General features: G+C 67.3%; 21 protein-coding genes. 13 read left to right on the top strand and 8 right to left on the bottom strand.

The genetic code is table 11. From position 1 onward, the window contains the following. From FBT96_RS14610 to FBT96_RS14600, 3 genes are all read right to left on the bottom strand, one after another. A partial coding sequence (locus FBT96_RS14610; protein ID WP_136907911.1) for a HAMP domain-containing protein occupies nucleotides 1-1,645 on the bottom strand: 1,645 nt, incomplete at its 3' end. 19 nt (nucleotides 1,646-1,664) lie between these two features. Next, on the bottom strand, nucleotides 1,665-2,858 hold the full coding sequence (locus FBT96_RS14605; RefSeq protein ID WP_136907909.1) for an ABC transporter substrate-binding protein: 1,194 nt from the start codon (nucleotides 2,856-2,858) through the stop codon (nucleotides 1,665-1,667). Between the two features lie 74 nt (nucleotides 2,859-2,932). Further along, nucleotides 2,933-3,520 carry a hypothetical protein gene (locus tag FBT96_RS14600; protein ID WP_136907907.1) on the bottom strand — a complete coding sequence of 196 codons (588 nt, stop codon included), beginning with the start codon at nucleotides 3,518-3,520 and terminating at the stop codon, nucleotides 2,933-2,935. 206 nt (nucleotides 3,521-3,726) lie between these two features. Between FBT96_RS14600 and FBT96_RS14595 the strand changes: the two genes are divergently transcribed. After that, the gene (locus FBT96_RS14595) at nucleotides 3,727-4,179 is read left to right on the top strand and encodes an Rrf2 family transcriptional regulator (protein ID WP_136907904.1); all 453 of its coding nucleotides are present in this window, start codon (nucleotides 3,727-3,729) and stop codon (nucleotides 4,177-4,179) included. A gap of 185 nt (nucleotides 4,180-4,364) precedes the next feature. Continuing rightward, nucleotides 4,365-4,535 (top strand): hypothetical protein, encoded by a 171-nt coding sequence (locus FBT96_RS20800; RefSeq protein WP_169583485.1) that lies wholly within the window; start codon nucleotides 4,365-4,367, stop codon nucleotides 4,533-4,535. Between the two features lie 87 nt (nucleotides 4,536-4,622). On the opposite strand, the gene FBT96_RS14590 is transcribed toward FBT96_RS20800, so the two are convergent. Both FBT96_RS14590 and FBT96_RS14585 read right to left on the bottom strand, forming a co-directional pair. Beyond that, nucleotides 4,623-5,006, bottom strand: coding sequence for a cell division protein ZapA (locus tag FBT96_RS14590; protein WP_013067853.1), 384 nt, complete (start codon nucleotides 5,004-5,006; stop codon nucleotides 4,623-4,625). After that, nucleotides 4,999-5,616 carry a hypothetical protein gene (locus FBT96_RS14585; protein ID WP_136907902.1) on the bottom strand — a complete coding sequence of 206 codons (618 nt, stop codon included), beginning with the start codon at nucleotides 5,614-5,616 and terminating at the stop codon, nucleotides 4,999-5,001. The genes FBT96_RS14590 and FBT96_RS14585 overlap by 8 nt, the downstream gene beginning before the upstream one ends. Before the next feature lie 275 nt (nucleotides 5,617-5,891). Here FBT96_RS14585 and tkt point away from each other — a divergent pair, with 275 nt between their 5' ends. Genes tkt through FBT96_RS14570 form a run of 3 tightly spaced genes read left to right on the top strand, consistent with a single transcriptional unit; the run spans nucleotide 5,892 to nucleotide 9,765 of the window. Next, a complete protein-coding gene (gene tkt / locus FBT96_RS14580) occupies nucleotides 5,892-7,910 on the top strand; it encodes a transketolase (RefSeq protein ID WP_136907900.1) in 2,019 nt (672 codons plus the stop codon). Beyond that, nucleotides 7,907-8,875, top strand: coding sequence for a DMT family transporter (locus tag FBT96_RS14575; protein ID WP_136907898.1), 969 nt, complete (start codon nucleotides 7,907-7,909; stop codon nucleotides 8,873-8,875). The genes tkt and FBT96_RS14575 overlap by 4 nt, the downstream gene beginning before the upstream one ends. A gap of 5 nt (nucleotides 8,876-8,880) precedes the next feature. Then, nucleotides 8,881-9,765, top strand: a complete 885-nt coding sequence (locus FBT96_RS14570) for a lysophospholipid acyltransferase family protein (RefSeq protein WP_136907896.1) — start codon at nucleotides 8,881-8,883, stop codon at nucleotides 9,763-9,765. A gap of 30 nt (nucleotides 9,766-9,795) precedes the next feature. Here the strand turns inward: FBT96_RS14570 and FBT96_RS21320 are convergent, their stop codons facing one another. Beyond that, nucleotides 9,796-10,815, bottom strand: a complete 1,020-nt coding sequence (locus FBT96_RS21320; RefSeq protein WP_249306512.1) for a DUF1223 domain-containing protein — start codon at nucleotides 10,813-10,815, stop codon at nucleotides 9,796-9,798. Between the two features lie 227 nt (nucleotides 10,816-11,042). On the opposite strand from FBT96_RS21320, the gene acnA reads away from it, so the two are divergent. The 5 genes from acnA to FBT96_RS14540 all read left to right on the top strand — a co-directional run bounded on the left by acnA (nucleotide 11,043) and on the right by FBT96_RS14540 (nucleotide 16,535). Continuing rightward, nucleotides 11,043-13,751, top strand: a complete 2,709-nt coding sequence (gene acnA, locus FBT96_RS14560) for an aconitate hydratase AcnA (RefSeq protein WP_136907894.1) — start codon at nucleotides 11,043-11,045, stop codon at nucleotides 13,749-13,751. Nucleotides 13,752-13,922: 171 nt separating this feature from the next. Continuing rightward, the gene (locus tag FBT96_RS14555; RefSeq protein WP_136907892.1) at nucleotides 13,923-14,942 is read left to right on the top strand and encodes a methyl-accepting chemotaxis protein; all 1,020 of its coding nucleotides are present in this window, start codon (nucleotides 13,923-13,925) and stop codon (nucleotides 14,940-14,942) included. Nucleotides 14,943-15,054: 112 nt separating this feature from the next. Continuing rightward, on the top strand, nucleotides 15,055-15,414 hold the full coding sequence (locus tag FBT96_RS14550; RefSeq protein WP_136907890.1) for a TM2 domain-containing protein: 360 nt from the start codon (nucleotides 15,055-15,057) through the stop codon (nucleotides 15,412-15,414). Nucleotides 15,415-15,583: 169 nt separating this feature from the next. Then, nucleotides 15,584-16,156 (top strand): CAP domain-containing protein, encoded by a 573-nt coding sequence (locus FBT96_RS14545; RefSeq protein WP_136907888.1) that lies wholly within the window; start codon nucleotides 15,584-15,586, stop codon nucleotides 16,154-16,156. Between the two features lie 64 nt (nucleotides 16,157-16,220). Then, on the top strand, nucleotides 16,221-16,535 hold the full coding sequence (locus tag FBT96_RS14540) for a TM2 domain-containing protein (RefSeq protein WP_136907886.1): 315 nt from the start codon (nucleotides 16,221-16,223) through the stop codon (nucleotides 16,533-16,535). Here FBT96_RS14540 and mprF read toward each other — a convergent pair whose 3' ends face one another. Next, a complete protein-coding gene (gene mprF / locus FBT96_RS14535) occupies nucleotides 16,536-19,142 on the bottom strand; it encodes a bifunctional lysylphosphatidylglycerol flippase/synthetase MprF (RefSeq protein WP_136907884.1) in 2,607 nt (868 codons plus the stop codon). 225 nt (nucleotides 19,143-19,367) lie between these two features. Next, nucleotides 19,368-19,772, bottom strand: a complete 405-nt coding sequence (locus FBT96_RS14530; RefSeq protein WP_136907882.1) for a DUF6314 family protein — start codon at nucleotides 19,770-19,772, stop codon at nucleotides 19,368-19,370. Between the two features lie 81 nt (nucleotides 19,773-19,853). On the opposite strand from FBT96_RS14530, the gene purB reads away from it, so the two are divergent. From purB to FBT96_RS14515, 3 genes are all read left to right on the top strand, one after another. Continuing rightward, entirely contained in the window at nucleotides 19,854-21,158 is a 1,305-nt protein-coding gene (gene purB / locus FBT96_RS14525; protein ID WP_136907880.1) for an adenylosuccinate lyase, read from the top strand. A 158-nt stretch (nucleotides 21,159-21,316) separates the two neighbouring features. Further along, nucleotides 21,317-22,375: a flagellar motor switch protein FliG gene (locus tag FBT96_RS14520; protein WP_136907878.1), complete on the top strand. Its 1,059-nt coding sequence runs from the start codon at nucleotides 21,317-21,319 to the stop codon at nucleotides 22,373-22,375. Nucleotides 22,376-22,489: 114 nt separating this feature from the next. Next, complete coding sequence (locus FBT96_RS14515; RefSeq protein WP_055212864.1) at nucleotides 22,490-22,633, top strand: hypothetical protein; 144 nt, start codon at nucleotides 22,490-22,492, stop codon at nucleotides 22,631-22,633. Nucleotides 22,634-22,724: the final 91 nt, after the last annotated feature.

Below are 22,724 nucleotides of genomic sequence, written 5' to 3'. Positions count from 1 at the left end.
CGGCCGCAGCCGCCGCCCCGGCCCGGTCCATGTCCTCGCGCATGCGCCGGGCGCGGTCGTTCATGGCATCGCGAAACACCGTCAGCGCCCCGGCCAGCGCGCCGATCTCGCCCGCCCCCGGCCGCAACCCGTCCACCGCGCCGGTGTCGCCCGCCGCCAGCCGCGCCGTCGCCTGCGTCACCCGCCGCAGCGGCCGCACGATGCCAAGCCAGGCCAGAAGCGGTGCCAGAAGCCCGAAGACCGCGCTCAGCCCCGCCAGCGCCAGCAGCGTGCCGATCGCCCCGGAGGTGCGGTCATGCACCGCGCCGCTGGTGCCGTCGATCCGCCCGAGCACCGTTTCGGCCGCCGTGGCCGCCCCGGTGGTGATCGTCTCCATCGCCGCATTGGCGGCGTCAAAAGCGGTCTCGGCGGCGGCCCGCGCCTTGATCGCGCGCAGATGCGCCTGCGCCAGCCCCTTCGCCGGATCGGTCCGGTCCAGAAGATCGCGCAGCAAGGGCACCAGATCCGGCGGCAGCTGCGCCATCTGCCCCGCCACCACCGCCCGCGCGGCCTCCAGCGCCGCACTTTCGCGCTCATAGCTTTCCAGACTGCGGCTCAGCGCCAGCCGCAGCGCCGAGGCGACCAGATCGCGCGCCCGCGCCTCGATCCGCGCCGCCTCGATCATCGGCGCGACGTCGCGGGTCAGAAGCGTGTCGATCGTCGTCGCATTGGCCTTGCCCGCCTCGATCGCGTTCAGCGTCAGCGCGAAGGCCAGATCATCGACGGCCACGCCAAGGCCCAGATCGACCTTGGTCGCAAGGCTTTGAATCTGCTGGCGTAATTGCGGATTGTCATGGCTGCCGGGCCGCGCCAGATCGCGCGCCAGATCGGCCAGAAGCGCCAGATCGGCCCGCAGGGGCGCCAGAGGGCCCGTCGCCTCGATGGCAAAGATCTTGTCCTGCATCCGGCTTTCGCCCGCGGCCACGCTGTCGCGCACGATCGCCTGACCGGCGACATCCAGCCCCGGCACCATCGCCAGCGCCGCGCCGCGCAGCACGTTCACCTCGACCCGCAAGGCCAGCGCATCGCTGAGCCGGGCGAAATCGCGGTCGACCAGATCTTCCAGCGTGGTCTTCACCCGGCCCGAAGCCGCCTCGCCGCCCATCACCATGTTGAAATAGGCATCGTCGCCGATCTCGACCAGCCGTTCGGAGATGCGGGTGTTCACCTCGAAGATGCCCGCCACGGCCGTATCGGTTTCGGCCAGCGCCGCAAAGCCCTGCTGCCGGGCATCGACCAGATCGCCCGCCCGCGCGCCGATCGTGCCGACCGCATCGCGCAGGCCCGCGGGGGCGTCGCGCAGCGCGGCGTCAAGCCCGGCCTGCGTCCGCTGCAGGTGCTGCCGCGCCGCCTGCAGGTCGTCGGGCGTGGCGGCCGAAAGAATGTCGACCATCGCCTGCCCCAGATCCCCGGTCGCGCCCGAAAGCGCCATGGTCTGGCGCAGCGCGGGCACTTCCTGCTCGATCAGATCGCGGACGATGGCGTCGGTGTCGCGAAAGACGTCAAGGCTGATGCCGACCGCCAGCGCGGTCATCGTCAAAAGCGCCAGCACGATGCCGACGATCTTCGCGCCGACGCTGGCGAAAAGGCTGGTGAAGCGGGTCATGCGCATTCCCCCGGATCGCTCAGCCGCCGGTCCCGGGCGCGGGGGCCGCGGGGGGCATTTCGGCAATCGTCCCCTCGGGCGAGATCACCGTCAGAAACACCTGATCCAGACCCTGATTGTCGCCCGGGCCGAACTGCAGCCGCAGCCCGTCCAGATCGACCGCGCGCAGATTTTGCAGCGCCGCCAGATAGCTGGCCCGGGTCGGATTCGGCCCCGCCGCAGCCAGCGCGGCCAGCGCCAGACGGCCGGTCAGATAGCCCTCGAACGAGACGAAACCGGGCACCGCCGCCGAATCAAGCGCCTTCAGCGCCGCCTGATAGCGCGCCACCACCGGCAGATCGGTGTCGAACGGATAGGGCACGACCTGCGAGATCACCACCCCCGCGCCCTCGGCGCCGAGTTCGGACACGAGCGCATCGGTGCCGACAAAGGAGATGTTGACCATCTCGGGGCGGTAGCCGATGCGATGGGCGACGCGGACGAATTCCGCCACCGGCTTGTAGGCGCCGACCAGCACCACCGCCTCCACCTCGGCGCGGCGCAGGCCCAAAAGCGCGGTCTTCACCGCCAGGGTGTTGCGCACATAGGCGCCGCGCGCCGCCAGCTGCAATCCGCGTTTCGCAAGCGCCGCCTCCAGCGCCGCCAGCCCGGCCCGGCCGAAACTGTCATCTTGATAAAGAATGCCGATCCTGCGCTTGCCCCGGGTCTCGACCAGATGCTGGACCCAGGCCTCGGCCTCGGCACCATAAGAGGGGCGCAGGTTGAAAACATTGCGCAATTTCGGATCGCGCAGAAAGGCCGCGCCGGTGAAGGGACCGATGAAGGGCAGCCCCGCCGCCTCGGCCAGGGGCTGCGTCGCCTGCGAGGTCGGCGTGCCCACCGCCCCGATCAGCGCCAGATGGGCATTGCCCGCAATCACCGCCCGGGTGCGCTCGGCCGAGGTTTCGGGCTCGTAGCCGTCGTCAAAGGCCTCCAGCCGCAGCTTCCGCCCCAGCACGCCGCCCGCCCGGTTCGCCTCTGCAAAAGCGGCACTGATCCCGAGGTTCATCCCGGTGCCAAGCGCCGCCGCGGGCCCGGCCAGCGGCGCCACCTGCGCAAAGGCCAGATCGCCGCCGCCCGAGGCCTGCTGCGCCGCGACCGGCGCGGCCCCCAGACCCGAAACCAGCGCCCAAAGCGCCAGCAGGCGCGCGGCAAGAACAAGCGGCTTGGGCATCCCGATCTCCTTCGTCAGCGGAAGATCAGGACTAAAGACGAAGGTTTGCCAAGGGATTAACGCCCCCGCGCCGGTCAGCCGCGCAACGCCCCCCAGAGCAGCGAGACCGAGACCAGCGCCAGCCAGCCCGAGGCGATCCGGCGCAACCGTCCGGGCTGCAGCCCACCCGCGCGCGCCCCGCCCGCGCGCGCATGGCCAAGCGCCCCGAACCCGCCCCAGAGCAGCGCCACCGCGACCACCAGTCCGCAAAACACCGCCAGCCGCGCCGCGACCTCGGCCGGGCTTGGCGCGGGCACCAGCACAAGGCCGAAAATCAGCGCCTTGGGGTTGAGCGCCGTGGTGACGAAGATCCGCCCGGCGCCGATAGCGAAGCCCTCGGCCCCCGCCGCCCCCGACCGCCACAGCCGCAACGCCAGAACCATCACCCAAAGCGCCGCCGCCAGCTTGAGCAGCAGCGCCGCGCCGGGCGCCCTGGCCATCAGACCCGCCCCCATCAGCGCGAGCGGCACAACCGTAAGAAGATAGCCCGCAAGTTCGGCCGGAACCAGCCGCACCACCCGGCGCAGCCCGTGACTGGCGCCCGCGACCGCCATCAGCGTGTTCGTCGGCCCCGGCGCCAGCAGCAGCGCCAGCACCGCAAGGGAAAAAGCGGCAAGGGTCATCGTCGGTTTCCGCGCCTCGGGTTGCGGAACCGGGCTACGCCGGAACCGCGGTCTTGGCAACGGGGAAAGCGTCGAAACGTCGCAGCCCCGATCGTGGCGCCGGTCGTGGCCGGACCGGGGCGACGCGGCGCGGTGGGGTGAAAAATGCCCGAAAGCCCGACAAGATCGACATTGATAAACGCCCCGCGCCCCCGTAAGGCTGGGACATGATCACGCAGAAGATGAAATATGCGCTCAAGGCGCTTCTGGAACTGGCCGACGAGGCCCGGCGCGACAGCCCGCAGGCGCTGACGATCGAGGAGATCGCCACCCGGTCCGGCACGCCGAAGCGGTTTCTGGAGCATATCCTGCTGGATCTGCGCAAGGCCGGGGTCGTCGCCTCGATCCGCGGCCGGTCGGGCGGCTACAGCCTGTTGAAGGCGCCGCGCGACGTGTCGATTTCGGAGCTGCTGCGCCGCATCGACGGGCCGATCGCGCCCTTGCCCTGCCTGTCGCGCAGCGCCTATCAGCCCTGCGACGATTGCCACGACGAGGCCGCCTGCCGCATCCGCAAGGTCTTTGCCGAGGTGTTCTGGTCCTATCTGGTGCTGATCGACTCGCTCACGCTGGAAGACATGCTGACGGCGGGCAATCCCGCGGCAAAGCTGCTTGAAGGCTGATATCCCTTTGTCTTGAAGCTGTTGCGGGCCGATCTTCAGATCGGCCCTTTGGCTTTGCGCAGCGCCGCGAAGAAGATTTCCGCTTAATCACGACGAAATAAAGCGGGATTATTCCCTTGATATACTCGACTTATGCGGTAGATTTTATGGAAGATCTTCCCTTGCCCCAAGGACAGGAGCCCACCATGAGTACCGCCCTTGCCTTCGCCGCCCTGCCGCGTGCCGCCCTGCCCCTTGCGCCGTCGCTGCGCCGGGCCTGGGCGGCGGTGCTGCGCAGCGCCCCGCCCTCGCATCTGCTGACCACGGCGATTCTGGCGCTGCTGTGGTCGGGCGTGTTCCTGTGGCGCTTCGCCTGACCTGACGGACCCGAAAGACGGGCCGGAAAAGAAAAGGGGTGTGACGGGACCGCCGTCACACCCCTTTTTCGCGCGCCGCGCGCCGGCTCAGCCGGCCGCGGCCTCTTCGACCCGGTCGGCCAGCGCCTCGGCGCGGGCGGCGATCTCGGCCAGGGTTTCGGTCACCGCCGCGGGCACCACCGGCACCTCGATGCGGACCGGATGCGCCTTTGCCGCAGCGAGCTGCGATTCGAGCGCCTCGACGCGCGCGCTCAGCACCCGGACATTGTCCTCGGCGCCCGCCGCCTTGTCGGCCAGCATCAGCCCCGCCATGAGCAGCATCCGCGCCTCGGGAATGCGGCCCAGCTGCTGCGAGAGCGACTGCGCCTCATTGTCCAGCATCGCCGCCGCGGCGCGCAGATATTGTTCCTCGCCCTCCTGACAGGCCACGTCGAAATCGCGCCCGCCGATGGTGATGCGCAACTCAGCCATTGTCCGAGCCCCCCGCCGGTTGTCCCTTCACATGCGCCGCCACGATCGGGGCCAGCCCGGTGACGATCTCCGACAGCTCCGAAGCCTCCCAGGCCCGGGCCGCCCGCAGCGCCTCCAGCTCGGCCTGCATCGACAGGTTGACGAGCGCCGGATCGATCCGCCCCGCCCCGTCGATCAGCTGCCGGTTCACCTCGATCAGATCGTTGTTGGCCCGCTTGAGCCGGTTCGCCTCGACCTGCACCGCTTCGAGCGCCCGCGTCGCCTGGGTCAGCCGTCGTTCCAGCGCCGCCAGCGTCGTTTCCTGCTTTTCGCGGATCGCCAGCACCCGCTCGGTCAGCTGCGCCGAGGCGGCGCGCTCGGCCTCGAGTTCCGCCTGCAGCGCCAGCACCTCGGGCGCGGGCCCGGTCTCGACGGCCACGGGGGCCGCCGCGATGTCTGGCACGGGTTCAGGTGCGGGCTCCGGCACGGGCTCCGGCTCGGATTCTGGCGCGGGCACCGCCGCAGCCGCAGCCAGAGCCGCCACGCGCAGATCGCCCAGCGTCTCGACGCCGCGTCCGATGCGTTCCAGCGCAAAGGCGATGCGGCGCTCATATTCGGCCAATTCGGTCATGCCATCCTCGCTAACTGCCCTTGGTCTTCGTTCTTGTCGTTCGTCTCGTTCATCCGGTCGCCGCCGTCAACGCGCCGCCCACGCAGGCGGGGCGGCGGCGGTGCGACAATGCCCCGCGGCGAATCGCATCCGCCCGGGGCCCTGCCCCATTCTAGCGACTGCGCCGCGCTCCTCCCACCTTTTTGCATCAAGCACTTGGGAGCCAAGCTTGAATCTGCCCCGATCCCTGTTATCACCGTCACCGAAGATTTCGGCGCAACAAAGGACGCACCCTCATGGATCTCGCCGCTCTGCGGGCCAAGACCCCCGATCACTGGAAGCTTGCCACCGCGATCCGCGTGCTGGCGATCGATGCCGTGCAGGCGGCCAATTCGGGCCACCCCGGCATGCCGATGGGCATGGCCGATGTCGCCACGGTCCTGTTCCGCAACCATCTGAAATTCGACGCGAAAGCCCCGAACTGGGCGGATCGCGACCGGTTCGTGCTGTCGGCGGGCCATGGCTCGATGCTGCTTTATGCGCTCTTGCACCTGACCGGCTACGAACAAGCGACGCTCGACGAAGTGAAGAACTTCCGGCAATGGGGCGCGCGGATGGCGGGGCACCCGGAATATGGCCATCTGGAAGGGGTCGAGACCACCACCGGCCCGCTGGGTCAGGGGATCTCGACCGCCGTCGGCATGGCGATTGCGGAAAAATCCATGGCGGCGCGGTTCGGCAAGAAGATCGTCGATCACAAGATCTGGGTCATCGCGGGCGACGGCTGTCTGATGGAAGGCATCAGCCAGGAGGCCATCGGTCTGGCGGGCAAGCAGGAACTTGATAACCTGATCGTGCTTTGGGACAACAACAACATCACCATCGACGGCCGGGTGACGGTCTCGGACGTGACCGACCAGAAGGCGCGCTTTGCCGCCTCGGGCTGGGATGTGCTGTCCTGCGACGGCCATGACGCCGAAGACATCGACCGCGCGCTGACGGCGGCGAAAAAGGCCAAGCGGCCGGTGCTGGTCGACTGCAAGACGCTGATCGGTTTCGGCAGCCCGAACAAGGCCGACAGCTATGCGGTGCATGGCGCGCCCCTGGGCGATGCGGAAATCAAGCTGACCCGCGAGGCTTACGGCTGGGAGCATGGTCCCTTCGTGATCCCGGCCGAGATCAAGGCGGAGTGGGAAGCGATCGGGGCCAAGGGCGCCGCGGAACGCGCCGAATGGGAAGCCCGTCTGGCCGCCCTGCCCGCGGGCAAGCGCGCCGAATTCGAGCGTCAGATGGCGCGCGGCGTCGCGCCGAAACTGGCGGGGGCGATCCGCGCCTTCAAGAAGGCGCAATCGGAAGCCGCACCGAAGGTCGCCACCCGCAAGGCGTCGGAAATGGTGCTGGCCGCGGTCAACCCGGTGGTGCCCGAAACCATCGGCGGCTCGGCCGACCTGACGGGGTCGAACCTGACGAAAACCTCGGATATCGAGGATTTCATGCCCGGCAACCATAAGGGCCGCTACATGCGCTACGGCATTCGCGAACATGCGATGGCGGCGGCGATGAACGGCATGTATCTGCATGGCGGCGTGCGGCCCTATGGCGGCACCTTCTTCTGCTTCACCGACTATGCGCGCGGTGCGATGCGGCTCTCGTCGCTGATGGGCGTGCCCACCGTCTATGTGATGACGCATGACTCGATTGGTCTGGGCGAGGATGGCCCGACGCACCAGCCGGTCGAGCATCTGGCGATCTGCCGCGCGACGCCGAACACCTGGACCTTCCGCCCGGCCGACGTGATCGAGACCGCCGAGGCCTGGGAACTGGCGCTGTCGTCGGAACGCACGCCCTCGGTGCTGGCGCTGTCGCGGCAGAACCTGCCCACGCTGCGCACCAAGCACGAGGCGAAGAACCTGACCGCCAAGGGCGCCTATGTCATCGCCGAGGCCGAGGGCAAGCGCCAGGCGATCCTGATGGCGACCGGCTCCGAGGTCGAGATCGCGCTGAAGGCGCGGGCGCTGTTGCAGGCCGAAGCGATCGGCACCCGTGTCGTCTCGATGCCCTGCATGGAGCTCTTCGCGGCGCAGGACGAGGCCTACCGCAAGCGCATCCTGCCCGCGGGCGGCGTGCGTGTGGCGGTCGAAGCCGCGATCCGGCAGCCCTGGGACCGCTGGCTTCTGGGCGAACGCGGGATGGAGCGCAAGGCGGGCTTTGTCGGAATGGAGGGCTTTGGCGCCTCGGCCCCGGCCGAGCGGCTTTACGCCGAATTCGGGATCACCCCCGAGGCGATCGCCGCCAAGGTCAAGAGCCTGCTGTGAGCGATCTGCGCGACGCGGCGACGGGACACGCGGGGGGGCCGGAGACGGCCCCCTCCTCCGTTCGGCTGGCGGCCGAGGCGAAGGCCAAGGCCACCGCGCAGGGCATCGGACTGTTCCTGCTGGCGCTGATGCTCTTTGGGCTGATGGATGTGGCGGCAAAGAAACTGGCGCAGGATTACCCGCCCGCGATGGTGGTCTGGGCGCGGTTCGCGGTCAATCTGGCGCTGGTGACGCTGCTCTTTCGCGGCAGGCTGCTGACGCTTGTGCGCTCGCACCAGCCGGGGCTGCAATTCCTGCGCGGCTGTTTCCAGATGGGCACGGTGGCGCTGTTCTTCATCGCGATCCGCTATATCGGGCTGGCCGATGCGGCGGCGCTGGGGGCGCTGTCGCCGGTGCTGATCACGCTGGGAGCGGCGCTGTTTCTGGGCGAGAAACTGGGCGCGGGGCGGATCATCGGCATCGTCGCGGCTTTCACCGGTGCGCTGATCGTGCTGCGCCCGGGCGCGGGCGTGATGCATCCGGCGGCGATCCTGGCGCTTCTGGCCTGTTTCACCTATGCGGGCGGCGCGCTCTTGACGCGGGTGGTGCGGTTTGATTCCACCGCCACCTCGGTCCTGTGGTCGGCGATGGTCGGCACCGGGCTCTCCTCGCTTGCCCTGCCCTTCTTCTGGCAGGAGGTGGCGCCGATCGATCTGCCGCTTTTCCTGGCCGTCGGGGCGCTGGGCGCCGTGGGTCAGGCCGCGCTGATCGTCGCCTTCCGCAAGGCCGAGGCGGGCTCGATCGCACCTTTCGGCTATTCCGATCTGATCTTCTCGGGGCTCTGGGGCTGGGCGTTCTTCGCGCAACTTCCTGATTTTTATACTATTATCGGCGCCCTTGTGATCGTGGCGGCGGGTGTCTATGTCTGGTCGCGCGAACGGGCCGAAGCCAAAGCCGACGCCAGATCCGAGACAGGAAACGAGTGAGCAAGATGTCCGAAGACGACGGCTTTTCCCGGCAACGGCTGCGCGATCTGCTTTCGGCGCGGGCCTTTGGCGCGACGGTCCGGGTGTTGGGGCTTTTGCCCTATCGTCAGCGCGTCGCGCTCTCGGGACGGTTCTTCGCCGAGGTGGTGGCGCCTTTGGCGGGCTGGCGCAAGCGCATCCGCGCCAATCTGGCCATCGCCCTGCCCGATCTGCCCGAAGCCGAGGTCGAACGTCTGGTCCGCGCCGTGCCCGACAATGTCGGCCGGACCTTGGCCGAGATCTTCTCGGGGCCGGAATTCGTCGCGCGCTGCCGCGATCTGCCGCTCACCGGCCCGGGCGCGGCGCTGTTGGAACAGCGCAACGCCGAGGGCAAGGGCGTCGTGCTCGTCTCGGGGCATTTCGGCAATTACGACGTCTTCCGCGGCGGGCTGGTCGGGCGCGGCTACCGGATGGGCGCGCTCTACCGCCCGATGGACAACCGCGACTTCAACACCCGCTACATCGCCGCGATCGAGCGCATCGCCAAGCCGCTCTTTCCGCGCAACCGCCGCGGCATGGCGCAGATGATGCGCTTTCTGCAAGAGGGCGGGATGATCGGTCTTGCCATCGACCAGTATCTGAGTTCGGGCGCCGATCTGACCTTTTTCGGCCGCAAGGCCCGCACCGCGCTTTCGGCGGCCGAGGTGGCGCTGCGCTATGACGTGCCGCTGATCCCGATCTTCGCCACCCGCCAGCCCGACGGTTTCAGCTTCGTGATCGAGGTCGAAGACCCGATCCCGCCCGCCACGCCCGAGGCGATGTGTCAGGAATTCAACGACCGGCTGGAGGCGCGGGTGCGCGCCCATCCCGGGCAATGGTTCTGGATCCACCGGCGCTGGAAGAACCTGTAACGGAAGACCCTGTTACGGGGTCGGGGCTTCTCAGCGCAGCCAGCCCGCCGCCAGAATCGCGCCCGGCAGCGGCACGGTCTTGCCCGGCAGCGCGGTCTGCACGATCACCACCGCCGGTTCCTCGCCCTCGATCTTCGCCTTCAGCCGCACCGGGGCCTTGCCGTCCCAATCCGCCACCGCATGCCAGGCGGTCACCACATTGGTGAAATCCAGCACCTGACCGGCGTTTTCGCCGCGCAGGATCTCCACCCGGGCCTGCGGCACATAGCGCACGATCTGCACCACGGTGCCTTGCTTGAGCGGGCGCGGCGCCGACAGGTCAATCGCGAACTGGCCCGGCTCGGCGCCGCGGCTGACCGTCATCGCCACGACCGGCGGCGCGGCATAGGCCGTGGCGATGGCGGCGTCCAGCTCGGGATCGGCGGGCGAGACCAGCGATTGCGTGCCCGCAACGATCACCTGTGGCGTGTACAGCGTGCGCAGACCGGCGGCGCGGGCATAGGCCTTTTGCCGCGCGGTGAAGGCGGGCTGGGCAAAGGGATCTTCCCAGCCCAGATAATCCCAGTAATCGACATGCAGCGACAGCGCCAGAACATCGGGCCGCGCCGCCACCTTGGCCAGCGCCGCATCGGCGGGCGGACAGGCGGAACACCCCTGCGAGGTGAACAGCTCGACCACCACCGGCGAGGGGGCGGGCGCCGCCGCGGGCGCGATCAGCGCATTCGTCTGCGGTTTCGCCGCCGTCTGCCCGATCGCGCGCTCCAGCGCCCGGTTCAGGCTTTCGACCAGCGAGGCCCCCGGCAAAGACCCGGGCGCGGGCACCGTAAGCTCGGCCTGGACCAGACGGCCCTCGCCCGCCAGCGCGGGCGGCAACGGTGCCGGTCCGGAGCCGCCGACAAAGGCACCGCCATAGGGGTTTGCGGCCCCGGACGGACCGGCGCCAAAGCCCCCCGTCGGCCCGGCCTGCCCCCATGCGACGACGGGAGCGACGGCCAGAAAGCCCGACAGGATCATGCCTTCAATCGCGGCGCTGAGGGTCGCGCGTGCCATGATGCCTCGCTCTTACTGCAGCCCCCCTCCTAAACCGGCGCCGCGCGCAGGGCCAATCAAGGTTTTGCGATGACACCCGGCGGTTGCAGTGCGACGCCCTGCCGCGGGGTGGGCGGGAAAATCGGTGTGCAATGGTATACAAAAATGCAGAGCCCCCCTTGAACGACTCCGCCGCATCGGGCAAACACGCGATAACGCATTCTTTCAGCCATGGGAGGCCCACCCAGATGACCGTCGTCACCGGCAAGGATACCGCCAAGACCCGTCGCCAGCTTCAGGTCGGCGCACAGAGCTACGCCTATTACTCGATCCCCGCGGCGCAGGCTGCGGGTCTGGGCGATTTCTCGCGCCTGCCCGCCGCGCTCAAGGTGGTGCTGGAAAACCTGCTGCGCTTTGAAGACGGCGGCTTCTCGGTCTCGGTCGAGGATATCAAGGCCTTCGGCGACTGGGCGAAGCTGGGCGGCAAGAACCCGCGCGAGATCGCCTATCGCCCGGCGCGCGTCTTGATGCAGGATTTCACCGGCGTTCCGGCGGTGGTCGATCTGGCCGCGATGCGCGACGGCATCAAGGCGCTTGGCGGCGATGCGAAAAAGATCAACCCGCTCGTTCCGGTCGATCTGGTCATCGACCATTCGGTGATGATCGACGAATTCGGCACGCCGCGGGCGTTCCAGCGCAACGTCGAGCTGGAATATGAACGCAACATGGAGCGCTACCAGTTCCTGAAATGGGGTCAGGGCGCGTTTGAAAACTTCCGCGTCGTGCCGCCCGGCACCGGCATCTGCCATCAGGTGAACGTCGAATATCTGGCGCAGACGGTCTGGACTGACACCGATCAGAACGGCGATCTGGTGGCTTACCCGGATACGCTGGTGGGCACCGACAGCCACACGACGATGGTCAACGGCATGGCGGTTCTGGGCTGGGGTGTCGGCGGGATCGAGGCCGAGGCGGCGATGCTGGGCCAGCCCGTCTCGATGCTGATCCCGGAGGTTGTCGGCTTCAAGCTGACCGGCGCGCTGCGCGAGGGCTGCACCGGCACCGATCTGGTGCTCAAGGTCGTGCAGATGCTGCGCAAACACGGTGTCGTCGGCAAATTCGTCGAATTCTGGGGCGAAGGCCTTGATAAACTGCCGCTGGCGCAGCGCTCGACCATCGCCAACATGGCCCCCGAATATGGCGCCACCTGCGGCTTCTTCCCGATCGACGACGAGACCCTGCGCTATCTGCGCCAGACCGGCCGGTCCGAGGACCGCATCGCGCTGGTCGAGGCCTACGCGAAGGAAAACGGCTTCTGGCGCGGCGCCGATTACGCGCCGATCTATTCCTCGACGCTGGAACTGGACATGTCGACGATCGTTCCGGCGATCTCGGGGCCGAAACGGCCGCAGGATTACCTGCCGCTGACCGATGCGAAATCGACTTTCGCCAAGGTCGTCGCCGACTATCGCACCGCCAAGGGCGCGGCCGAGACCGGCGTGAAAACGGTTTCGGTGGACGGCAAGGACTACACCGTCGGCGATGGCTCGGTGGTGATCGCCTCGATCACGTCGTGCACCAACACCTCGAACCCCTATGTGCTGATCGGCGCCGGTCTGGTGGCGCGCAAGGCCCGCGCGCTGGGGCTGAAGGCGAAGCCCTGGGTCAAGACCTCGCTCGCCCCCGGGTCGCAAGTGGTTGAGGAATATCTGAAAGCCGCGAACCTGCAGGAAGACCTCGACGCGCTTGGCTTCAACATCGTGGGCTTCGGCTGCACCACCTGCATCGGCAACTCGGGCCCGCTCGGCACGCCGGAAATCTCCAAGGCGATCAACGAGAACGACCTTGTGGCCGCGGCCGTGCTCTCGGGCAACCGCAACTTCGAAGGCCGGATCAGCCCGGATGTGCGGGCGAACTTCCTCGCCTCGCCGCCGCTTGTCGTGGCTTACGCCATCGCGGGCGACATGAATATCGACCTGACCACCGAAGCGATCGCGACCACGCCCGAGGGCAAGCCGGTGTTCCTGAAAGACATCTGGCCGACCGATGCGGAAATCGCCGAACTGGTGGAAAAATGCGTCACGCGCGCGGCGTTCCTGTCGAAATACGCCGATGTCTTCAAGGGCGACGCGAACTGGCAGGGCGTGAAAACCACCGAGGGCGAGACCTATGACTGGCCCGCCGCCTCGACCTACATCCAGAACCCGCCCTATTTCCGCGGCATGGCCAAGGAACCGGGGGTGATCTCAAACGTCGTCGGCGCGCATGTGCTGGCGGTTCTGGGCGACATGATCACCACCGACCACATCAGCCCGGCGGGCTCGTTCAAACCCTCTACCCCCGCGGGCAAATACCTGACCGAGCGCGGCGTCGCCCCGCAGGACTTCAACAGCTACGGCTCGCGCCGGGGCAACCATGAAGTGATGATGCGCGGCACCTTCGCCAACATCCGCATCAAGAACGAGATGCTGGACGGCGTCGAAGGCGGCTACACCAAGGGTCCGGACGGGGTGCAAACCTCGATCTACGACGCCTCGATGGCCTATCAGGCGGCGAATATCCCGCTGGTGATCTTTGGCGGCATCGAATACGGCGCGGGCTCCTCGCGCGACTGGGCGGCCAAGGGCACGAACCTTCTGGGCGTCAAGGCGGTGGTCGCGGAAAGCTTCGAGCGCATCCACCGCTCGAACCTGATCGGCATGGGGGTCATTCCCTTCGAGTTCACCGAGGGCCAAAACCGCAAGTCGCTGGGCCTGACCGGCGACGAGGTGGTGACGATCGAGGGCCTTGAAGGCGAGATCAAGCCGCTCTCGCTGGTGCCCTGCACGATCCTGCGCAAGGACGGCACGCTGACCAAGATCATGATCAAGAGCCGGATCGATACCGAGGTCGAGATCGAATATCTGAAGAACGGCGGCGTGCTGCATTACGTGCTGCGCAATCTGGCGAAAGCCTGAGTTCCGACGCCGCCCGCTTTTGGGGCAAGACGCTGGAAAAGGCGGCCTTCGGGCCGCCTTTTTTCGCTGCCGCGACATTTTGGCAAGGCTGTTCAGGGGCTGGAAAGGATTTACCCGGGATTAAGAACCGGAAGTCTATCTGCAGCGGACCACAACATCTTCGAGTAGCGAATGCCCCCTGCCCCAACCCTTGCCTCGATCGCGTCCGAAACACGCGATGCCTCTGAAATCACCGGCGTCACGGTGGACCGGATCGCGCAGATCACCAAGCAGATGAACGTGCTGGGCCTGAACGCCCGGATCGAGGCGGCGCGGGTGGGCCAGCAGGGGGCGGGATTCGCGCTGGTGGCCGAGGAGGTGCGCAAGGTCTCGGGGCAGATCGGCGAGATCGCGAACCAGCTGGGCGAGACGCTGAAGGCGCGGCTCTCGGGGCTGGAACAGATGGTGTCGCAGCTCTCGATCGCGGCGACCGGCACGCGGCTGGTGGACAGCGCCTTCACCGCCGTCGATCTGATCGACCGAAATCTGTATGAGCGCTCCTGCGACGTGCGCTGGTGGGCGACCGATGCCGATCTGGTCGCGGCCGCGCACCATCAGGACCGCGACAGGCTGCGCCGCGCCGGGCAGCGGCTTGGCGTGATCCTGGACGCCTACACGGTCTATGCGGACATCTGGCTCGTCGGGCTCGACGGTCGGGTTCTGGCCAATGGCCGGCCCGGCCGCTATCCGGTGACGGGGGCGCAAGTCTCTGGCGCGCATTGGTTTTCGCCTGCGATGGCGGTGCGGGATGGCGATGGGTTCGTGGCGGGCGATGTCGAGATCTCGGCGCATCTGGGCGGACGGGCGACGATGGCCTGGGCGACGCCGGTGCGGATGGGCGGGGCGCGGACCGGCGCGGTGATCGGGCTTCTGGTGACGCAATTCGACTGGGCGCCGCAGGCCGCGGCGGTGCTGAAAAGCCTGCGCTTTTGCGACGAGGACGGCGAGATGCGCGGCTATCTGGTCGATGCGGCGGGCCGGGTTCTGGCGGCCCGCGGTCCGGGCGCCGAGCGGGTGACGCAGCTCGCCCTGCCCGCGGATCAGGCGAATGGCTGGTGCGCGCAGGGCGATGGCCTGATCGGCTTTCACCGCACCGAGGGCTTCGAGACCTGGACCGGCAAGGGCTGGTTCGGCGTGGTCGAGCGGAGGTAGGCGCCTGCGCCGACCGCATGACGGGAAGCTCAAAATTCCGTGACAGTTTTTTCTTGTGTTTCGGAAAGACGCTGCTCCACTGGCTGCGTTGATTCACTTTTTGAGGCCCAAAATGACTCTTACGACCGAACAACTGATCCTCGTCGAGCAACGCCTGGCGAATGACAAGAAATCGACCCTCGTGGCCTATCTGCTCTGGTTCTTTCTGGGCGGGTTCGGGGTGCACCGCTTCTATCTCGGGAAAACCGGCTCGGGCGCGATCATGCTCGGGCTTTTGATCCTCGGCTGGCTGACTGCGATCTTCTACGTCGGCTTTGCCTTCCTGCTTGTCGTCGCGATCTGGATGATCGTCGATGCCTTCCTGATCCCCGGCATGATCACCGACAACACCGCGCAGCAGCGGCTGCGGCTACAGCTTGAAATGAACGCGGGCATGCCGGCCGCCGCCGTGCCGCCGGTGCCGGCGGGCTGAGCCGGACGCAGCGGGCAAGGGCCCCGACGGGGCCTTGCCCTCCTGCCGAGACGGCAGGCATGATCCCGCGCAGTGACGCGGTTTTGCGTCATATTGCGCGCAGTTCGGCTTTTGATCCCCCGGGCGCGTGGCTTAGGATGTCCGTCTGTTCAGTTCGACGGAGATCAGCATGCTCACCCGCCCCGCCGCAGTCCTTGCCCTGCTCTGCCTTGCCGCTTGCGGGGCCGCCCCCATCGCGCCCCCGCCCGAGCCGGGCGCTGCCGCCGGGCCGCGTCTGCCCGGCCGGGTGGTCTGGACGGACGGGCACGGCGATGTTGCCGTGGCCGCCGCCGGGCGGGCCAGCTGCCCGGCCACCAGCGCGGCGATGGCCGCGACCGGGCTTGCCGTCACCAATGCGACCCGGGCGCAGGCGGGGCTGGCGCCGATGCGCTCCAATCCGGTGCTGGACCGCGTTGCCGCCGCCCATGCCTGCGACATGGCCAACCGGGGCACGATGACCCATGCGGGCAGCGCCACCGCCGGGCCGATGGCGCGCGCGCGGCAAATGGGCTATCGCCCGCAAACCATTGCCGAAAACATCGCCGCCGGGCGGTTCGAGCTGAACGGCACCCTGGCGCAATGGAGCGCCTCGCCGAAGCACCGCGCCAATATCACCATCGCCTCCCTGCGCGATTTCGGCATCGGCACCGCCACCGCCGCCGACGGCAAGATCACTTTCTGGACCGCCGTTTACGCCCGTTGACCGGCGGCGGTCTTGTTTGCGGCGCCGCGCCTCCCCATATGGCTTTCATGTGAAGGAGGTTCACATGAACGACACCCGTGCGCTTTACATCGAACAACGCGTCGCGAACGAGAGCCGCTCGGCCCTTGTCGCCTATCTGCTGTGGTTTTTCCTTGGCTTCTTCGGCGTGCACCGCTTCTATCTGGGGCGCTGGGTCTCGGGGCTTTTGATGCTGATCCTGTTCGGGATCGGCTCGGCGCTGACGGTGCTGCTGGTCGGCTATCTGCCGCTCGCCGTCGTGGCGCTGTGGTGGGCGCTGGATGCGCTGTTGATCCCGGGCATGATCGCCTCGGACAATGCCTGGCTGCGGCTGCGGCTGATGCAGGGCCTTGACGACTGATCAGCCCGCGTTGCGCCGCAACAGCCCGCCGCGTCCGGCCGCGATCAGCCCCGCCACATCGGCCATCGCCACCATCGGCGAGACGCCGACCGGCAGCGCGATGTAGCGCGGCCGCCATTCCGGGCCGAATTGCGCCTTGTAGGCGCGCAGATCGTCGAAGCTGCGGAAGGCGCCGCCGTGGCGGAACATCAGCGGCCCGAACCGGTCCCACAGCCGCGCCGTGCGCCGCGCGCCCAGACCCGACAGCGGGGCCAGACCCAGGCTGAGCTCGGCCGCCCCCGCGGTCTTGTAATGATCGATCAGCGCGAAGAACATGAAGCCGATCAGCGCGGGCGCATCCTCGGGGCGGTAGCGCATCACGTCGATGGCGACGCGCTTGCCCGCCCCCGGCGCCAGCAGCGCGGCAAAGGCCACGGGCTCGGCCCCGCGCCACATCACGGCGAGCGGGAAACGGTTCAGATAGGCCGCGTCGAAGCGCCCGACCGAGAAGCGTTTTTCCTGTCCGATCCGATGCTTGAGGAAGCTTTCCGAGATCGGTTTCAAGGCCGCGATCAGTTCGGGCGCATGCGGCGGGGCAAGCACCTTGAAGCGCAGCCCCTCGCGCCGGGCCTGTTCATACGCCGTGCGCAGCCCGGCAAGCCGCGTGCCCGACAGCGAGGCCTTGGTCAGGTTCACCACCGCCTCCTCGCCCATCCGATGCGCGGCCAGACCCATCTCGATCATGAAGGGCACGTGCCGTTCGGAAAGCTCGTAAAAGACCGGACGGCAATTGGCCTGCTGCGCCGCCTCGACGAAACCCCAGCCCAGATCGTCGAAATAGCGCTGATCGCCCACCGGATCGCCCATGCAGACCCAGGACGTGCGCCGCCGCGCGAACATCAAAAACGCAGTGCCGCTTTCGGCAAAGCGGAATTCCTTGTCGCCCGACAGCGCCAGACAGGCCTGCGGGTCGGATTGGCCCGACACGATCTCGCCCGCCAGCCGCAGCGCCTGCGCCATGGTTTGCGGCCGCTGTTTCGACGAGGGTTTGAGCGCGAGGAAAATGGTGAAGATCACCAGCACGGCCGAGCCGGTGACGCCCGCGCGGAGCGACCGCGGCGCGCTTGCGTCCTGGGCGAAGTCGAACCAGAACATGTGCGAATAGGGCGTCGCGGCATGGATGAAGACGAAGAACAGCGCCACCGAGGCGATGACGATGGTCACAAGCGCGATCCAGGCCGGGCCGAGCACCCCCTCGGTGATCTTCGCCTGACGGTAGAATTCGCCCCGGAACGGCCAGAGCGCGAGCGCGCCAAGGGTCAGAAGCGCCGCGCTTTCAATGTCGAAGCTGCGCAGCAAGACCGCGGCGATGCCACCGCCCAACGTCAGAAGCGTCAGCCAGAAGGCGCCGGTGACGCGGCGGATCAGCCCGTGCGACAGGATCACCAGAACGACGCCGGTGACGGCCGACACCAGCGCGCCGCCCTCAAGCAGGATCAGCCCGACAAGGTCGTCGGGATCATGCAGCGGCGCCACCGTGGGCAGGATCGACACCGCCATCAGATAAGCGCCAAAGCCGAAGGCCCAGGCGCCCGAAAGCCAGGGCACCATGCCGGCAATGGCCTTGAAGGCGGGCCGCATCGGTTCGGAAATATCGCCGAAAAGCCTGCGCGCCCAACCACCTGCGAGCCGCGCCTCGTTCAGCGACACGATCACGAAGGCCAGCGCGAAGGGCAGCAGGTAATAGATCATGCGGAACATCAAAAGCGCCGCGGCGACCTCTCCGACCGCGGTGCCCTTGGGCATGGCGGCGATGACGACGGTCTCGAACACGCCGACGCCCCCCGGGACATGGGTGATCACGCCGATCATCGTCGCGGTGGCATAGATGGCGAGGAAGGTGACGAAATCGGGGGCGCCCGCAGGCAAAAGGACATAAAGCGTCAGCGCCGCCATCGAGCTGTCAAAGAGCGCGATCACCATCTGCCCGGTCAGGATGCGCGGGCGCGGCATGGCGATGTCGAAACGGCCGACGCGCAGCACCCGGCCGGAAATGCCAAGCGCATACAGCAGCCCCAAAGTGCCAAGGCCCCCGGCCAGCGCCAGCGCCCGGATCGTGGTTTCGGAAAGCGGCAAAAGCCCGCTGAGCGCCGACGGATGCGCGGCAAGCGCAAAGACCCCCACCAGCGACAGCCCCGTGCCCATGGCCAGCGCGATGTAAGAGGCCAGCGCCGCCACTTCGAAGGCGTTCAGCCCGAAGGCGGAATAGATCCGATAGCGCACGGCCCCGCCCGAGAGGACCGAAATTCCGATCGTGTTGCCAAAGGCATAGCCCAGAAAGCCACCCAGGGCGACGACCCGCAGCGGCAGTTTCTTTTCCAGATATTGCAGCGCCCAGAAATCATAGCCGATCAGCGCCCCGTAGCCAAGCGCGGTGGCGCCAAGCGCGATCGCCAGCGTCTCGATCGGGGTGGCGCGCATCTGCGCGATCACATCGGCGAAATCGACCGGCTTCAGCAGATGATGAAGGGCAAAAAGCCCCAGTCCAAGGAGCGAAAAGCCGATGATCAGCGGCCCCAGATGACGCAGCCGCCCCGGGCCTGGCCCCGCGGCCTCACGCTTCATCATGGCGCCTCCCTCGCATTCCGTCCCCCGGCTATTCTGTCCCTGATTTGCAGGTTTTCAAGACGGTTACAAGCTTTGCAACGCGCGATTTGGCAGCAGGCCGGGTGATTTCGCGCCGCACCTCCCCCCGGAGGTCGGATCCCGAAGCCGGAGAAGACGCAAACCCCGTCAGCTTCGGGCCGGAGCATTCCGGGGGGACTTCGCCGGGCGGCAAAGGAGGGCGGACCCTCAGGCGCGAGTGTAACGCGAGATCATTACGTAATCCTTGCGCGGCCCGGTGACGCGCCATTCGACCGACCATGCGGGCCAAGGCGCGAAATCATAGCGGACGCGGTAATCATCCGGATCGCACCAATGCGCGGCCTCGGGTGCATCCGGCGCAAAGCGGTGAAAGTCGCGGCCATCCTCGAACCGCACGACGATCTGACCGCCCTCGGCATGCCACAGATAGTCGCGCTCGGCCTGCATCGGCGCCTCGCCCGCCAGCACCAGCTGCCCCGCCTCGTGATAGCGCAGCCCGGCGCCCTCGGCGGTGAAGACCGCCTGCCCGGTGAACCGCCCCTCGGGGCCGTTTGCCTGCACGATCCGGCGCGACAGCGCCCAGATCCCGCGAAAATCGTTCAATTGCGGCATCCTGACCCGCCCTTTGCCTTGCCCCAAACAGGGTCTCAGTCTATGCACCCGGCAACCCCGTCACAAGCAAGAGGCCTGCCCATGATCCCGCGCTATGCCCGCAAAGAGATGGTCGACATCTGGGAACCCGCCACGAAATTCAAGATCTGGTACGAGATCGAGGCCCATGCCTGCGACGCGCAAGCCGCGCTTGGCGTGATCCCGAAGGCCAATGCCGAGGCGGTCTGGCGCGCGAAGGACGTCGAATTCGACGTCGCCCGCATCGACGAGATCGAGGCGGTGACGAAGCATGACGTGATCGCCTTCCTGACCCATCTGGCCGAGCATATCGGGTCGGATGATGCGCGCTTCGTGCATCAGGGCATGACCTCCTCGGACGTGCTCGATACCACGCTGAACATCCAGCTGGTGCGGGCTTGCGATATTCTTTTGAAAGACATGGACCGCGTTCTGGCGGCGCTGAAAAAGCGCGCCTTTGAACACAAGGACACGGTCCGCATCGGCCGCTCGCACGGCATCCATGCCGAACCGACGACGATGGGCCTGACCTTCGCGCGGTTTTACGCCGAGATGGACCGGGGCCGCGCCCGTCTGGTCAATGCCCGCGCCGAAGTGGCGACCGGGGCGATTTCGGGCGCCGTCGGCACCTTCGCCAACATCGACCCGCGGGTCGAGGAACATGTCTGCGCGCAGCTGGGTCTGATCCCGGAACCGATCTCGACCCAGGTCATTCCGCGCGACCGCCATGCGATGTTCTTTGCGACGCTTGGCGTCATCGCCTCGTCGATCGAGAATTGCGCCATTGAAATCCGCCACATGCAGCGCACCGAAGTGCTTGAGGCGGAAGAGTTTTTCTCGAAGGGGCAAAAGGGCTCCTCGGCGATGCCGCACAAAAGGAACCCAGTTCTGACAGAGAACCTGACCGGGCTGGCGCGTCTGGTGCGGATGTGCGTCGTGCCGGCGATGGAAAACGTCGCGCTTTGGCATGAACGCGACATCTCGCACAGCTCGGTCGAGCGCGGCATCGGCCCGGATGCGACGATCACGCTGGATTTCGCGCTGAACCGGCTGGCGGGCGTGATCGAAAATCTGGTGATCTACCCCGACAACATGCTGAAGAACATGAACAAGTTCAAAGGCCTGGTGATGAGCCAGCGGGTGCTTCTGGCGCTGACGCAAGCGGGCGTGTCGCGCGAGGACAGCTACCGGCTGGTGCAACGCAACGCGATGAAGGTCTGGGAACAGGGCGCAGATTTCAAGACCGAGCTTCTGGCCGACCCCGAGGTGACCGCCGCGCTGTCGCCCGCCGAGATCGAGGAGAAATTCGATCTGGGCTATCACACCAAGCATGTCGACACGATCTTCGCCCGCGTCTTCGGCGCGTAAGCGACGAAGCGCAAAACGCAAAACCAGCGTCTTCGGCGCGTAAGCGACGACACGGAACACTTTGCCCGGGCAGGTATTTTGCCCCTGCCCGGGCGTTGCTAACCGCGGTTTAACCGCTTGCTGCGAAGCTCTCCGGACAAGACGGATCGGAGACGCTCGTGAACGCCATCACCCCCAGATCGCCGCTTGGGCAGCTCGCCATGCCCGGGCAGACGCCGCGGCCGACGCTGTCGCGGCGGCAAAAGGCTGCGATCATCGTGCGGCTCTTGTCGTCGGAGGGGCAGAAGCTTCCCCTGATGGAGCTGTCGGACGACCAGCAGACGCAACTGGCCGAATCGATCGCGCAGATGCGGCTGATCGACCGCGACACGCTGCATCAGGTGGTCGAAGAATTCTGCACCGAATTGCAAGCCGTCGGGCTGGCCTTCCCCGGCGGGCTGGATGGCGCCTTGAAACTTCTGGACGGTCAGCTCTCGGCCTCGGCCGCCACCCGGATCCGTCGCATGGCCACCGGCACCTCGCGCGCCGATCCCTGGGAACGGGTGACGGGCCTGTCCGCCGATGTGCTGCTGCCGGTGCTTCTGGAAGAAAGCATCGAGGTGGGGGCGGTGATGCTCTCGAAACTCTCGGTGTCGAAATCGGCGGAACTGCTGGGCAAGATGCCGTCGGACCGGGCGCGGCGGCTGACCTATGCCGTCTCGCTGACCGGCAATGTCGCGCCCGAAACCGTGCAGCGCATCGGCGCCGCGCTGGCCGATCAGCTCGATGCCGCGCCGGTCAAGGCCTTCGAGACCGGGCCGGTGGAACGCGTCGGCGCCATCCTCAACTTCTCGCCCGCCGTCACCCGCGACTCTGTGCTCAAGGGGCTTGAAGAGGACGACAAGGAATTCGCCGAACAGGTGCGCAAGGCGATCTTCACCTTCACCAACATCCATGTCCGCATCGAGCCGCGCGACATTCCGAAGATCCTGCGCGCCGTCGATCAGTCCCGGCTCATCCTGGCGCTGGCGGGGGCCAAGGGCGACAGTGCGAAATCGGCCGAATTCATCCTGGCGAACATGTCGCAACGGATGGCGCAGAACCTGCGCGACGAGATGGCGAACCTTGGCAAGGTCAAGGAAAAGGACGTCGAGGAGGCGATGAACGAGATCGTCAGCGCGATCCGCGACCTCGAATCGAAGGGCGAAATCTTCCTTGTGGCGGAGGATGGCGAGTAACCCGCCCCCGGCCGGATCCGCGCCCGGTCGCGACGGGCTTCACCCGGGCGCTCGCCTCGGCTAACGTGACGGGCGCGGCGGGCGGTGACCCCGCCCCGACCTTGAGGGCTGCGGATGACCAACACCATCGCGATCCGGCTGGGGCTGGTTCTGGCCCTGGCCATCCTGGCCGATGCGGTTTTCGGACAGGGCGCGGGATTTCTGTTCCTCGCCCGCAAGACCTTTCTGCTGATCGACTGGATCGCCTTCTGGCGGTAGCGCTTGCGCGCGCGACCGGGGCCGCAAGCGCGATTTCCGCGCTCGAAATTGTGTCGGAACGGGTTTCTGCTGTTGACCTTTCCCGCATCTT

The sequence above is a fragment of the Rhodobacter capsulatus genome (assembly GCF_005144475.1).
In the GTDB taxonomy this organism is placed as follows: domain Bacteria; phylum Pseudomonadota; class Alphaproteobacteria; order Rhodobacterales; family Rhodobacteraceae; genus Rhodobacter; species Rhodobacter capsulatus_C.
Note: the sequence above shows the minus strand (reverse complement) of the source record. Positions and strands in the feature narration are given on the sequence as shown.